The sequence below is a fragment of the Streptomyces ipomoeae 91-03 genome, assembly GCF_000317595.1.
In the GTDB taxonomy this organism is placed as follows: domain Bacteria; phylum Actinomycetota; class Actinomycetes; order Streptomycetales; family Streptomycetaceae; genus Streptomyces; species Streptomyces ipomoeae.
Window position 1 is genome coordinate 1 of sequence record NZ_AEJC01000210.1, and the last position, 12809, is coordinate 12809.

A 12809-nucleotide genomic window follows, 5' to 3' on the forward strand; every position below is an offset into this window, starting at 1 on the left:
TCGGCGCGTTGTGCCGCCGCCGGGCCTTGGCGCACGGCGACGCGAACGGCCGTGCGGTGACCGTCGGAGTGCGGATCCACGGTCCGAAGTACCGCACCGAGTCGGTGAGCCCACCGGCGCGTTCCAGTCCGCCCGGAAGGCCGTCAACCGCCCTCCACGCGCGCGTGCTCCAGTCGTAGAGCGTTCTCGGGAATGCCGGGCCCCCGTGCCGCGTTGTGATGTACGGACACGAGGAGGAGCGGTCACAGTGCTTGATCCGCAGGGTTTGTACGCATGGGAGCCGAAGGGCCTTGCTGTCGTCGACATGGCCCTCGCCCAGGAGTCGGCGGGGCTTGTCATGCTCTACCACTTCGACGGATACATCGACGCGGGGGAGACGGGTGACCAGATCGTCGAACGGCTCCTGGGCTCGCTGCCGCACCAGGTCGTCGCCCGCTTCGACCACGACCGGCTGGTGGACTACCGCGCGCGGCGCCCGCTGCTGACGTTCAAGCGCGACCGCTGGACCGAGTACGAGGAACCGACGCTGGAGGTGCGGCTCGTCCAGGACGCCACGGGCGCGCCCTTCCTGCTGCTGTCGGGGCCCGAGCCGGACGTGGAGTGGGAGCGCTTCGCGGTGGCAGTACGGCAGATCGTGGAGCGGCTCGGCGTCCGCCTCTCGGTGAACTTCCACGGCATACCCATGGGCGTTCCGCACACCCGCCCGGTGGGTCTCACGCCGCACGGCAACCGTGCCGACCTGGTGCCCGGCCACCGCAGCCCCTTCGAGGAGGCCCAGGTGCCCGGCAGCGCCGAGTCGCTTCTCGAATACCGCCTCATACAGGCCGGACACGACGTCCTGGGCGTTGCCGCGCACGTGCCGCACTACATCGCCCGCTCCCCGTACCCGGACGCCGCGCTGACCGTCATCGAGGCGGTCACGGCGGCCACCGGGCTGGTCCTGCCGAGCGTCGCGCATGCCCTGCGCACGGAGGCGCACCGTACGCAGACGGAGATCGACCGGCAGATCCGGGAGGGCGACGACGAGCTGGTCGCCCTCGTGCAGGGCCTCGAGCACCAGTACGACGCCGCCGCGGGCGCCGAGACGCGGGGCAACATGCTCGCCGAGCCCGTCGACATCCCGTCCGCCGACGAGATCGGACGTGAGTTCGAGAAGTTCCTGGCGGAGCGGGAGGGCGAGGGCTGAGCGCTTCGGGGGTCTCGGGTTCCCCGTTCAGTCTCGAGGGAGGCCGTGGGAGACCCTGATCTCAGGGCCTCCCACGGCTGTGTCAGTGGCAGGGCCTAAGCTGCCGGGCATGCTGAAAGTGGGGTTGACCGGCGGTATCGGCGCCGGCAAGAGCGAGGTGTCGCGGCTGCTCGTGGAGTGCGGCGCCGTGCTGATCGACGCGGACCGGATCGCGCGCGAGGTCGTCGAACCCGGCACTCCGGGGCTCGCGGCGGTCGTCGAGGCCTTCGGTGAGGACGTGCTCGCGCCGGACGGCAGCCTCGACCGGCCCAAGCTCGGCTCCATCGTCTTCGCGGATCCCGCCAAGCTCGCCACGCTCAACGCGATCGTGCACCCCCTGGTCGGCGCCCGCTCCAGAGAACTGGAGAACGCCGCCGCCGCGGACGCCGTCGTCATCCACGACGTTCCCCTCCTCACCGAGAACGGCCTCGCCCCGCTGTACGACCTCGTGGTCGTCGTCGACGCCGCCCCCGAGACCCAGCTCGACCGCCTCGTACGCCTGCGCGGCATGAGCGAGGAGGACGCACGCGCGCGTATGGCCGCCCAGGCCACGCGCGAGCGGCGCCTGGAGATCGCGGACATCGTCATCGACAATGACGTACCCCTGGAAGACCTCCGGCGGCGCGTACGGGATGTATGGGCGGATCTCGTACGCAGAGCGCAGGAGTCCCGGGAGCGCTCCGAACACTCATCGGAATAGCGGGCTGCCAGGGGGCGTTGAACCGTCGCAGCAAGGGAAGGACTCAGCCGTGCCCGAGATCAGCGGTTCCACCGGACGTACCCCGGAGACGCACGTCATCGACTTCCGCGCTGCCGAGCAACTGCTGGCCGCGAAAGACCCGCGGGGCGCGGTGAAGCTGCTCGACCGGGTCATCGCCGAACACCCCGAGAACACGGCCGCCCGGCTGCTGCGCGCCCGAGCCTTCTTCGCGGCGGCCCAACTGCGGCCCGCTGAGCTGGAGTTCACGATCGTTCTGGAGCGCGAGCCGGACAACGCCTTCGCCCACTTCGCCCTTGCCCGCACCTATGAGCGTCAGGCCCGCCCCGACCAGGCCAAACGCCACTTCCGGCTGGCCGCGGCCCTCGACCCGAACCCGGAGTACCTGGAGGCGGCGCGGTTCGAGTAGGGGGCCTGCGGGGCGCGGTTCCTGCGGTCGGTGGTCTGCCTCGTGGGTCCTCGCGGTCGGCGGTCTGCTGCGGCGGGTGGTCGGCCACACACCGTGGCCGCCGTTGAGAGCCCCTACGGGTGGTGGTGCTCCGGCGGTCGGTACGGCGGGATGTCGCGGCCCGGCTGGTAGTGCGGGCCCTGGCGGATGTGGCGCAGGACCAGCGTCAGGTCGACGGTGGCGATCAGCCACAGCACGCCGCAGGCGACGGCCCAGCCGGGGCGGCCGACGAAGGCGAAGGCCACGGTTCCGAAGATCGCCCAGATCACACCCCATATGCTCAGCCAGAGCCGCATGCGCAGAGCACTGCGTGCTGTCATCGGTTCACTGCCGGTACGCATCAGGATCGCCGCTCCTCGGCGGACAGGACCGTTGCTCCCCGGTGGACACGATCACCAGCCGTGACCGCTCTACCGATTTCGGTCACCCTGTTCGTCCTACTCGTCCTGCTTTTTCTGCTCGTCCTACTCGGAAACGTACTACTCGCCCCGTGCGTTCTCCAGAAGACGGTGTGGAGTGACGGGGGAGGCGACTGTGCTGCTGGACGCACTGCGAGCGGACGAGAAGCTCGCCGAGTGGCTGAAGCGACTCGACGAGGAGAGCGAGGGCGCCGCTGCGGTGGAGGCGAGGCTTCCGGACATCGGTGACCTCCCCGGCGTCCTGCTGGACCTCGCCGTTCCGTACGAGGACGTCAACGACCTGCTCGCGCTGCGCCGCGCGCTGGCGGACGACGAGGAGGCGACACGTCTCCTCGAGAAATGCGTCGGCGGGCTCGTACGGGACATGGGGAAGACCGGCAAGGGGCTGAAACTCCCGCCGTTCCCGCAGGATTCGGGTCCGCTGGGCCGCTACTTCCCGGTGTACGTCTTCGTCGCCGCCCTGCCGTACGTGCGTGCGTACCACCATGAGCGCGGCATCCCCGATGACATCTCCCGGCGGACCCTCGCGGACCTCGGCCGCGGTCTGGTGCTGCACCGCCGGCGGTACGGGGTGGGCGGGCTGGTGGCGCCGACCTGGTTCTCGCTGCACTTCCACGGGGAGTTGTTCCAACTCGGGCGGTTGCAGTTCCAGCGAGCGCGGATCGGAGGGCGCGAGGGGGTGGCGCTCGCGGCGTCCGGCCTGGCGGCGCGGCCCGGGGAGCTCTGCCTCGACCTGCACATACCCGACTACGCGGGACCCCTGACACCGGAAGCGTGTGACCGGTCGTTGGCGCTGGCCCGGGAGTTCTTCCCGCGGCACTTCCCCGAGGAGCGCTATGCGGCGGCCTGCTGTCACTCCTGGCTCCTCGATCCGCAGCTGAAGCGGTATCTGCCGGAGGACTCCAACATCGTCCGCTTCCAGGAGCGGTTCCGGACCTCCTGCGGGAACAGCGAGCCGGGGGACGACCTGCCCATCCGTTTCGTGTTCGGCGACCCCGACCTGCCGGTCGAGACACTGCCGCGCCGGACCAACCTCGAACGTGCCGTCGTGGACCATCTGCGGGCGGGCGGCCATTGGTACTGCGGGCACGGGTGGTTCGCGTGGTGAGACGCCACGTCTCCGACGCATTCACCCCAACGAGTGACGGGTGAGTGGAACGGCCCGGCGCCGACCGGCCGTTGGACGGATATGAGCATTCAGATGCGTGAGGGGTACGAGGGCACCGGACCCGGCGAGATCACCCCGGACGGCTGCGCGGTCGAGCTGTACTCGCGGCTGCCCGTGGGCGACGAGCCGGAGGTGATCGCGGGCGTCGCGCCCGCGGGGGCGCGCATTCTCGAACTGGGCAGCGGCGTGGGGCGCATGACTCATCCGCTGATCGAGCGGGGGTTCACCGTCACCGCCGTGGACGAGTCGGCGGAAATGCTGGAGCGGGTGCGTGGGGCCCGCACGATATGCAGCCCGATCGAAGAGCTCGACCTGGGTGAGAAGTTCGACGTGGTGCTCCTCGCGTCGTTCCTCGTCCATGTCGGGGACCCCGAGGTGCGGCGCGGCATGCTCGCCACCTGTCTGCGGCACGTGGCGGACGACGGTTTCGTACTCATCCAACGGGAGGGGGAGGACTACCACACCAACGTGCCCCGGGAGCGGGTCGACCCCCGAGGCTTCACCGTCCGCATCGTCTCCACCGAACCGGTCGGGGACGGGGTCAACTCGGTCCACGTCGAGTACTTCTTCCCCGACGGCGAGTGGACCCAGACGTTCCGCGCCCGCCCGATGACCAAGGAGCAGTTCGAGGACGCGCTGGGCGAGGCGGGGCTGAAGGTGGATCGGTATCTGACGGAGGACCGGGTGTGGGTGAAGGTGCTGCCGATGGGGTGAGAAGAGAGCCGTGTGAGGCGGCGCGGAGGAGGCGGTGCTCCGAACGGGCGGGGCGCCGAGTCGTGGTCGATGGTGCGGGCTTCGGTGGAAATCCGTTTCGGGCGTGGTCGCGGTGCCTCTACTGTGGCGCGGTGATGACTCAGGTGATCGTTCTCAACGGGGGCTCCAGCTCGGGGAAGTCAGGGATCGCGCGGTGTCTGCAGGCCGTCCTGCCGGATCCATGGCTGGCGCTCGGGACGGACACACTGGTCGACGCGATGCCGGCGTCCATGCAGACGTCGGACGGCGGCATCGAGTTCGCCCCGGACGGAGAGGTGAGCGTCGGGCCGGAGTTCCGGACTCTGGAGGCGGCGTGGATCGAGGGGATCGCCGCGATGGCCCGTGCGGGCGCCCGGGTCATCGTCGACGAGGTCTTCCTCGGCGGAGCGGAGTCACAGCGGCGGTGGCAGAAGGCCCTGGGGGACCTGGGGGACCTGGGGGTGCTGTGGGTCGGCGTCAGATGTGACGCTGCGATCGCCGCGGGCCGTGAGGTCGCACGGGGCGATCGGACCATCGGGATGGCGGCCTCCCAGGCGGACTTGGTCCATGAAGGCGTGGTCTACGACCTGGAGGTGGACACCGCGCACGCCGAGTCGATGGAGTGCGCACGGACCATCGCCGTCCACGTCAGGTGATCGCCGGGTCGGCTTCTGCTGGAATTTCCGGCGGGCGCCGATGAGTTCTGCGGAGTGCCACGGTCTACCTCTGTGACAGCAACCGACAGCCACACGGCGCTGCTTCACACCAGGAGACCTCATGTCCGAGAGCACCGCTCCCGTCACCCGAGTCGCGACCACCGCGTCCTCCTCCGCGTCCGCGGCCTCCGCATCCCCGGCCTCTGCCTCCGGCGCGGCATCCGCCACCGCCGCTGCCTTCGGCGCGAAGAGTGCCGCTCGCAGCAGGCGGGCCCGGATCTCGCTGGGCGCGTTGCAGATCGTGCTCGCGCTCATCTACGGGATCGCGAGCGCGCTGCCCAAGCTGATCGCGCATCCGTCGGCGGCCGAGTCGTTCGAGACGCTTGGGTGGGGCGACGCGGGGATGTACACCATCGGCGCGCTCGAACTGGCCGGTGCGATCGGGCTGTTGATTCCCGCGCTGGCCTCGGTCGCGGCGGCGTCGCTGAGCGCGCTGATGGTCGGGGCGTTCATCACACAGCTCGCCGTCTTCGACGGGGAGTACGCGGCGACTCCGCTCATCCTGATGGTGCCGCTCGCCGTGATCGCGTGGGCGCGGCGCCAGGACGCGGCCGGGCTGGTGCGACTGGTGCGACGGGAGGCGTGACCGCGCTGGTACGCCGAGGGCGTGATCGCCAAGGCGATGATCACGCGGAGGCAGGGCCGAGGGGCTTCCCGGTGGTTCTTCCGGGGAGTCCCCGGGCTCTGTCTCAGGCGTTGTCCCCCTGGGCTTTCGTCCTGCTGTCGTCTCGCCGGGTTGTCGTCTCGTGCTGTCCAGAGGTGGGGGGGCCTTCGCGGTCGCTCGGCCCCGGGCTCCCTGGTTCAGGACCTGTTGGCGCTCAGGACCCGTTGGCTCTGGGTCCCTCGGCTCAGGACCCGTCGGCCCCGCCGGGGCTGCCGCTCCCGCCGAATCCGCCGGGGGTTCCGGGGCCGGCCATGCCGCGGAGGCGCTCCAGTTCTCGGCGGTCGCGCTTGGTGGGGCGGCCGGTGCCGCGGTCGCGGATGCCGATGGGGGCGGTGGCCTCGCGAGGCGGGGGCGGCGGGGAGTTGTCGACGTAGCACTCGGCGGCGACGGGGGCGCCGACCCGCTTGCGGATCAGGCGTTTGACGATGACGATCCGCTCGTGCCCCCCGGCCTGGCGCAGACGTACCTCGTCGCCGACGCGCACCGAGTGGGCGGGCTTGACGCGTTCGCCGTTGACGCGGACGTGACCGCCCCGGCAGGCGGTGGCGCCCATCGAGCGGGTCTTGACCAGGCGGACCGACCAGATCCAGCTGTCGATACGCACGGTCTCGCCGTTCGCCGGGCCGGCGGCCTCGGCGGCGGCTGCCGCAGCGCCGGGGTCCCGGTTCGTGCTGCCCGGGCCGCTCGTCCGCTGACCCGTACCTTCAGAAGCCATGCCTCGACCTTAGCTCCCGGGCGCCCCAGGGGGAGGCGATCACCAGGCCGTACCGTGGAACCATGGGCGGCGGCAACGGTGGCAACGGCTTCCTCGGCGGCGGTGATGGTGACAAGGGTGCCCTTGGCAACCCGGGCACCGGTGGCGTCGGCGGGCTGGCCGCGCTCGACGCCCGGATCACCGGATGCCGTGCCTGTCCCCGGCTGGTCGAGTGGCGGGAGGAGGTGGCCCGGACCAAGCGGGCCGCGTTCGCCGACCAGGAGTACTGGGGGCGACCGGTGCCGGGCTTCGGGCCGCCCGACGCGGCGCTGTTGATCATCGGGCTGGCCCCCGCCGCGCACGGGGCGAACCGGACCGGTCGGATGTTCACCGGTGACCGCTCGGGCGATGTGCTGTACGCGGCGCTGCACGAGGTGGGTCTGGCCTCGCGCGGCACGGCCGTCGGCGTCGACGACGGACTCGAACTGTACGGCGTACGGATCACCTCGCCCGTGCACTGCGCGCCGCCCGCCAACAAACCGACCCCCGAGGAACGCGACACCTGTCGGTCCTGGCTGGTCAGGGAGCTGGAGCTGCTGCGACCGTCACTGCGGGTCGTGCTGGTGCTCGGCGCCTTCGGCTGGCAGGCCGCACTGCCCGCACTCGCCGAAGCCGGATGGAACGTGCCCCGGCCGCGTCCCGTCTTCGGCCACGCCACACATGTACCGCTCGACGGCCTCGACCTCTTCGGCTGCTTCCACGTCAGCCAGCGCAACACCTTCACCGGCCGACTGACCCCGACCATGCTGCGCGACGTCCTGCGTACGGCGGGGAGGGCGGCGGGGTTGAGCGTCACGCCGTAGGCCGACACCTGCCGTGGCCGGGAGCCGTCGCGGTCGGCAGCGGCTGCCGATGGACCCGCCGAACTCGCCCGCCCCGCCGGACCCGCCGGCCCCGGTGGAAAAGCGGATGCCGACCGTGTCGTACGGCGGTTAGGGTGGCGCAATGCCTCTCTATCCCGAGATCGAACCGTACGACCACGGCATGCTCGACGTCGGTGACGGCAATCGGCTGTACTGGGAAGTCTGCGGGAATCCGCAGGGCAAGCCCGCGGTCGTGCTGCACGGAGGACCGGGGTCGAACGCGAATGGCTGGTTCCGGCGTCTGTTCGACCCGGCGGCGTACCGGATCGTGTTGTTCGACCAGCGTGGCTGTGGGCGTTCGACGCCCTCGGCGAGCGCGTACGAGACCGATATGAGCGTGAACACGACCGCTCATCTCATCGCCGATCTGGAGCTGTTGCGGCGGCATCTGGGCATCGAGCGATGGCTGGTGTGGGGCGTGTCGTGGGGCTCGGTGCTCGGGCTGCGGTACGCGCAGACGCATCCGGGGGCCGTGTCCGAGCTGGTCCTGACGGGGGTCGCCGCCGGCTCCAACGCCGAAGTGGCGCTGCTGACCAGGGGACTTGGACAGCTGTTCCCGGAGGCGTTCGAACGGTTCCTGGCCGAGCTGCCCGAGGACGAGCGGGACGGGAACCTCGCGGCGGCGTACAACCGGCTCCTCGAATCGCCCGACGCGGAGGTGCGGGCGCGGGCGGCGCGCGCCTGGACCGACTGGGAGACGGCCATCGCGGCAGAGCCGCCCCGTTCCGTGCCGCGCTACGAGGACCCGGTGTTCCGCTACTCCTTCGCCCGTACCGTCACCCACTACTGGGGCAACGACCACTTCCTCGACCAGCGCGACCACGACGGCGTCGTCCTGCGTGACGCACATCTGCTCGACGGCATCCCGGGCACCCTCGTCCAGGGCAGCCTCGACCCGGGCAACTTCCTCGGCATCGTCTGGCGCCTCCACCACGCCTGGCCCGGTAGCGAACTGGTCCTCATCGACGACGTGGGACACAACGCGGGCGCGCCGGACATGGCGGAGGCGCTGGTGGCGGCGACGGACGGGTACGCCAAGAGGGGCTGAGCGTCAGAGACACGGGCCGCCGAGCGGGGCTGAGCGTCAGACGACACGGGCCGCCGAGATGGGCCGGGCGGTGACGTCGTAGTCCGGCGACGCGCCGTAGGAGCTCCAGCGGTAGCGGGAGAACTCACCGGTGGTGTTGGAGGCGTAGAACATCATGTGGCCGATGCCCACGCCGCGGAAGTCCGCGCCGTCGACGTTGCTGACCATGCGGGTGTCGGGGTGCGTGGTGGCGCTGGGCTGCCCGTACACGCCGTGCGGGGCGGAGGTCATGTCGACGATCTCGATCGCGTACTGGGTCTCCCCGCTCTTCACCCCGGTCCCGGTGTAGACGCCCTTGACCTCACGGACCATCACGATGTGTCCGGTGTTGTCGGGGTCGCTGCCGTTGTAGTCGACCGCGATCAGATCGCCGGGCCGTAGATCGGCGACCTTGCGGATGCGCTGGAAGTGGGGGCCGCCGGTGCCGTCGGTGAAGGCCTTGCGGTAGTCGGCGGCCTCGGGGATGTCCTGGAAGTACTGCCTGAAGTAGTCGACGGTGGCCCAGCCGTAGGTGTGCCTGAGCACCCAGGTGATGAAAGAAGAGCAGCGGGCCCTCGCGATCCAGCTGGTCAGATCGTCGGGCGTGCCCCAGGTGACCGTCGACGAGGCATTGACCAGGTACTGGTTGTTCTGACCGGCGGTCCGGCCGCTGATGAGGGAGACCTCGTCGGCGCTGAGGGCGCGTCCGTATGCCCGGACGTCGTCCACCGAGCCCTTGAAGCGGTTCACGTACGCGCCGTCCCACTTGGCCCGGCCTATGTTGAAGCCCTGGGTCGAGGCCCAGGACAGGGTGGTGGCGGTGCTGCGATGCCATTCGCCGTTCACGTACAGGTGGATCTGTGTGCCGTCCCACACTCCGGTCAGATGGGTCCAGACTCCGAGCGTGGCGGGGGTGTTGGCGACGGCCGAGACCTTGGTGCTCTGGTCCTCGCTGCGGACCTTGAATGCCCAGGTCCTGGGCTCCGGGTCGTACTGGAGGAGGAAACGGCTGGCGTTCGTGCCGTCCTGGCTGACCGCCGTGTACATGTTCTCCAGGTCGGCGGGCGAGTCGCCGTCCGCCAGGCGCAGCCACGCCGACACCGTGAACGGGGCCGTGGTGTCGAGGACGGAGGCCGTGGTCGCGTAGGCGTTGGAGGTGCCGTCGAAGGTGAGTTCGCCGCCGGCGCGGAGGGCGGACCAGGAGGCGCTGGAGCCAAGGGTGACGGGGTGGTCGCGGCCGGACCGGTCGGCGGTCGTGCCGTCCAGCGGCCAGTGCCCGAGGAGGCCGCCCGGCAGATAGCCGGCCGCCAGGAGACGCTGGTAGTGCACCATCCGCTCGGCCTCCGCCAGATGCGGTGCCGTGACCGGGGTGAACGGAGTGTTGAGCGGTGCGTCGGCCGCGGCGGTGCCCGCGCTCTGCATCACTCCCGTGAACGCGCCGACGCCCACGAACGCCGCTCCGCCCAACAGCCCACGTCTGCTGACCATGCTGACTTCCTCACTGCCGTGTTGACGGGTCGGCAGAGTGTAGGCAGGGCATCGCTCGCTGTTCATGGGGTTTACGGGGCGCGCCATTGACGGGGTTCACTTGGCGCCGTTCATGGGTGGTCACGGGCCGCCATTGACGGGGCTCACGGGGCGTCGATGCCGATGTCCTCGGCGTCCTCGCCGAACAGATGGCGCACCGTCGAGCGGTAGTTGGTCCGGACGTGGGTGAGGGCGTGGGCGCGGGCGCGGTGGGGGTCACCGGAGGCGATCGCCTCGTACAGCTCGCGGTGTTCGGTGAGGAGCTGGGACCACTCGGTGTTGCGGCGGGTGAGCCAGCGCAGGCGGCCGTCGACCGGCTCCATGACGGAGATCAGCAGGCTGTTGCCGGCCATGGCGAGGACGCGGTCGTGGAAGCGGGTGTTGATGTCGGTGATCGTCTCGGCGTCACCGGCGCGGGTCGCGTCCGCCGCCTGGTCGAGCAGGGCCGACAGCTCCGCCAGGGACTCCGGGGTCGCGCGGGTGGCGGCGAGCCCGGCGGCGTACACCTCCAGCGCCTCGCGCAGCTCGAAGAGTTCCGCGACGTCGGCCGGGGTGAGACGGCGGACGACCGTGCGGCGCGGGGTCTCGAAGAGGACGAAGCCCTCGGCGACCAGAGCGCGGATCGCCTCGCGGACCGGGACCCGGGAGACCCCGAAGCGGTCGGCCAGCTCGCGCTCGACGAGCCGGTCGCCGGGGCGGAGCCGGCCCGCGATGATGTCCTGCCGCAGCGTCCCCAGGACGCGCTCGCGCACCGCGCCCAGGGGTTCGATCTTCGCGCCTTCCGGAGCCAGGGAACTCATGGAGCAATCTTCGCTGACGCGCGTGGTGTTTTACGTGTCGTTAACGACAGCGACATCGGTCAGAACAGTTGACGGGAGGACTATCAGAGGAGTTTGGTATACCAAACGGCTCTGAGATCCTGCACGAGTGCCGGACAACTCCCCCACGCCTCGTCCCCGCTCTCGTCTCCTCTCGCTCATGGAGGCCCCGTGTCCCTCGCCGACGCTGTCGAAGCCACCGGCAGAACAGCGTTCGTCCCCGACCCCCGGCTCACCAACGAAGACCTCGCGCCCGCGGAGAAGCGCAACTGGAAGGTCTTCGACCTCTTCGCCCTGTGGATGTCCGACGTCCACAACCTCGGCAACTACACCTTCGCCGCCGGTCTGCTGGTCCTCGGCATGAACGTCTGGCAGGTCTTCACGTCGCTGCTGGTCGGCTTCATGATCATCTACATCGGGATGAACTGGATGGGGAAGATCGGTCAGCGCCACGGCGTGCCGTTCCCCGTGGTCAGCCGGATCAGCTTCGGCGTCTGGGGCGCCAACATCCCCGCCGTCATCCGGGCCGTGATCGCCATCATGTGGTACGGCATCCAGACCTACCTCGCGTCCGTCGCCGTCAACATCATGCTGCTGGCCGCCTGGCCGGGCCTGGAGTCCTGGACCCACAACTCCTTCCTCGGCCTGCACCAGCTCGGCTGGGTGACCTTCGTCGCCCTCTGGCTCATCCAGGCGCTGATCATCAGCCAGGGCATGGAGTCGGTGCGCAAGTTCCAGGACTTCTGCGGCCCGGCGATCTGGCTGGTCATGATCGCGCTCGCCGTGTGGGTCCTCGCCAAGGCCGACTGGACCATCTCGCTCACCTCGACCCCCAACCCGGTCTCCGTCGGTGAGCAGTGGCGGCAGTGGTTCGGCGCGATCGGGCTCGTCCTCGCCACCTACGGCACGCTGATGCTCAACTTCTGCGACTTCTCCCGCTTCGCGCCCGACTACAAAACGGTCAAGCGGGGCAACTTCTGGGGCCTGCCCATCAACTCGACGGCCTTCGTCGTGGTGTCCGTCATCGTCACGGCCGGCTCGATCGAGGTCTTCGGCAAGGCCATCACCGACCCCGCGTATCTCGTCGCCGAGATCGGCAACACCTGGATCCTCGTCCTGGGCGCCCTGACCTTCGCCATCGCCACCATGGGCGTCAACATCGTCGCCAACTTCGTCTCCCCGGCGTACGACCTCGCCAACGTCTGGCCGCAGAAGATCACCTTCAAGGTCGGCGGCATGATCAGCACGGTCGCGGCGCTGGCGGTGACCCCGTGGAACCTCTTCTCCAACCCCACGGTCGTCAACTACTTCCTCGGCGGCCTCGGAGCCTTCCTCGGCCCGCTGTTCGGCGTGATCATGCTCGACTACTTCTGGGTCAAGCGTGGCCGCATCGACGTCGACGAACTCTTCAACGCCGAGCCCGGCTCCCGCTACTACTACCGCAACGGCGTCAACCCCAAGGCACTGTGGGCGTTCCTGCCGGCCGCGGCCGTCTCGGCGGTCCTCGCGCTGGTGAAGGACTTCAGCGCCGTCGCCCCGTACTCCTGGTTCATCGGTACGGCGCTGGCCGCCGCGCTGTACGCGGTGCTGTGCCGGAACGAGCGGGGTGTGGCGGAGCCGACGGGGACCGAGGACGCCGGGGTCGCGCGCACCGGAACGGCGAGCGCCGTCCCGGGTGCCGGTCCCGCCGG

General features: G+C 70.1%; 14 protein-coding genes. 10 read left to right on the forward strand and 4 right to left on the reverse strand.

The window, feature by feature from the left end:
- The first annotated feature begins 247 nt into the window (after nucleotides 1-247).
- The 3 genes from STRIP9103_RS13820 (at nucleotide 248) to STRIP9103_RS13830 (ending at nucleotide 2352) form a co-directional block, all read left to right on the forward strand.
- Complete coding sequence (locus STRIP9103_RS13820; protein WP_009310169.1) at nucleotides 248-1186, forward strand: PAC2 family protein; 939 nt, start codon at nucleotides 248-250, stop codon at nucleotides 1184-1186.
- A gap of 109 nt (nucleotides 1187-1295) precedes the next feature.
- Entirely contained in the window at nucleotides 1296-1925 is a 630-nt protein-coding gene (gene coaE / locus STRIP9103_RS13825) for a dephospho-CoA kinase (protein ID WP_048820245.1), read from the forward strand.
- A gap of 49 nt (nucleotides 1926-1974) precedes the next feature.
- Nucleotides 1975-2352, forward strand: a complete 378-nt coding sequence (locus tag STRIP9103_RS13830; protein WP_009310164.1) for a tetratricopeptide repeat protein — start codon at nucleotides 1975-1977, stop codon at nucleotides 2350-2352.
- Between the two features lie 113 nt (nucleotides 2353-2465).
- Here STRIP9103_RS13830 and STRIP9103_RS13835 read toward each other — a convergent pair whose 3' ends face one another.
- Entirely contained in the window at nucleotides 2466-2732 is a 267-nt protein-coding gene (locus STRIP9103_RS13835) for a DUF6343 family protein (protein WP_048820246.1), read from the reverse strand.
- 193 nt (nucleotides 2733-2925) lie between these two features.
- Here STRIP9103_RS13835 and STRIP9103_RS13840 point away from each other — a divergent pair, with 193 nt between their 5' ends.
- The 4 genes from STRIP9103_RS13840 to STRIP9103_RS13855 all read left to right on the forward strand — a co-directional run bounded on the left by STRIP9103_RS13840 (nucleotide 2926) and on the right by STRIP9103_RS13855 (nucleotide 6012).
- Nucleotides 2926-3918, forward strand: a complete 993-nt coding sequence (locus STRIP9103_RS13840) for an acyltransferase domain-containing protein (RefSeq protein ID WP_009310176.1) — start codon at nucleotides 2926-2928, stop codon at nucleotides 3916-3918.
- An 81-nt stretch (nucleotides 3919-3999) separates the two neighbouring features.
- On the forward strand, nucleotides 4000-4692 hold the full coding sequence (locus STRIP9103_RS13845; protein WP_048820247.1) for a class I SAM-dependent methyltransferase: 693 nt from the start codon (nucleotides 4000-4002) through the stop codon (nucleotides 4690-4692).
- Nucleotides 4693-4826: 134 nt separating this feature from the next.
- Nucleotides 4827-5366, forward strand: a complete 540-nt coding sequence (gene cpt, locus STRIP9103_RS13850; protein WP_048820248.1) for a chloramphenicol phosphotransferase CPT — start codon at nucleotides 4827-4829, stop codon at nucleotides 5364-5366.
- Nucleotides 5367-5487: 121 nt separating this feature from the next.
- Nucleotides 5488-6012, forward strand: a complete 525-nt coding sequence (locus STRIP9103_RS13855) for a DoxX family protein (RefSeq protein ID WP_009310165.1) — start codon at nucleotides 5488-5490, stop codon at nucleotides 6010-6012.
- Between the two features lie 262 nt (nucleotides 6013-6274).
- On the opposite strand, the gene STRIP9103_RS13860 is transcribed toward STRIP9103_RS13855, so the two are convergent.
- The gene (locus tag STRIP9103_RS13860; protein ID WP_009310180.1) at nucleotides 6275-6805 is read right to left on the reverse strand and encodes an RNA-binding S4 domain-containing protein; all 531 of its coding nucleotides are present in this window, start codon (nucleotides 6803-6805) and stop codon (nucleotides 6275-6277) included.
- Nucleotides 6806-6867: 62 nt separating this feature from the next.
- Between STRIP9103_RS13860 and STRIP9103_RS13865 the strand changes: the two genes are divergently transcribed.
- Complete coding sequence (locus tag STRIP9103_RS13865) at nucleotides 6868-7647, forward strand: uracil-DNA glycosylase (protein WP_009310163.1); 780 nt, start codon at nucleotides 6868-6870, stop codon at nucleotides 7645-7647.
- A 142-nt stretch (nucleotides 7648-7789) separates the two neighbouring features.
- On the forward strand, nucleotides 7790-8755 hold the full coding sequence (gene pip / locus STRIP9103_RS13870) for a prolyl aminopeptidase (RefSeq protein ID WP_009310174.1): 966 nt from the start codon (nucleotides 7790-7792) through the stop codon (nucleotides 8753-8755).
- Nucleotides 8756-8791: 36 nt separating this feature from the next.
- Here the strand turns inward: pip and STRIP9103_RS13875 are convergent, their stop codons facing one another.
- Together STRIP9103_RS13875 and STRIP9103_RS13880 are read right to left on the reverse strand one after the other, a co-directional pair.
- Nucleotides 8792-10261 (reverse strand): LamG domain-containing protein, encoded by a 1470-nt coding sequence (locus tag STRIP9103_RS13875; RefSeq protein WP_009310177.1) that lies wholly within the window; start codon nucleotides 10259-10261, stop codon nucleotides 8792-8794.
- Between the two features lie 143 nt (nucleotides 10262-10404).
- The gene (locus STRIP9103_RS13880) at nucleotides 10405-11100 is read right to left on the reverse strand and encodes a GntR family transcriptional regulator (protein ID WP_009310179.1); all 696 of its coding nucleotides are present in this window, start codon (nucleotides 11098-11100) and stop codon (nucleotides 10405-10407) included.
- Nucleotides 11101-11289: 189 nt separating this feature from the next.
- On the opposite strand from STRIP9103_RS13880, the gene STRIP9103_RS13885 reads away from it, so the two are divergent.
- The coding region (locus tag STRIP9103_RS13885) for an NCS1 family nucleobase:cation symporter-1 (RefSeq protein WP_234022203.1) at nucleotides 11290-12809 on the forward strand (1520 nt) is incomplete at its 3' end.

Bases quoted from the DNA above. Each gene is read 5' to 3' on its own strand.
- coaE (WP_048820245.1), top strand. From the start codon at position 1,296: ATGCTGAAAGTGGGGTTGACCGGCGGTATCGGCGCCGGCAAGAGCGAG.
- STRIP9103_RS13835 (WP_048820246.1), bottom strand. From the start codon at position 2,732: ATGCGTACCGGCAGTGAACCGATGACAGCACGCAGTGCTCTGCGCATG.
- STRIP9103_RS13845 (WP_048820247.1), top strand. From the start codon at position 4,000: ATGAGCATTCAGATGCGTGAGGGGTACGAGGGCACCGGACCCGGCGAG.
- cpt (WP_048820248.1), top strand. From the start codon at position 4,827: ATGACTCAGGTGATCGTTCTCAACGGGGGCTCCAGCTCGGGGAAGTCA.
- STRIP9103_RS13855 (WP_009310165.1), top strand. From the start codon at position 5,488: ATGTCCGAGAGCACCGCTCCCGTCACCCGAGTCGCGACCACCGCGTCC.
- STRIP9103_RS13860 (WP_009310180.1), bottom strand. From the start codon at position 6,805: ATGGCTTCTGAAGGTACGGGTCAGCGGACGAGCGGCCCGGGCAGCACG.
- STRIP9103_RS13865 (WP_009310163.1), top strand. From the start codon at position 6,868: ATGGGCGGCGGCAACGGTGGCAACGGCTTCCTCGGCGGCGGTGATGGT.
- pip (WP_009310174.1), top strand. From the start codon at position 7,790: ATGCCTCTCTATCCCGAGATCGAACCGTACGACCACGGCATGCTCGAC.
- STRIP9103_RS13875 (WP_009310177.1), bottom strand. From the start codon at position 10,261: ATGGTCAGCAGACGTGGGCTGTTGGGCGGAGCGGCGTTCGTGGGCGTC.
- STRIP9103_RS13880 (WP_009310179.1), bottom strand. From the start codon at position 11,100: ATGAGTTCCCTGGCTCCGGAAGGCGCGAAGATCGAACCCCTGGGCGCG.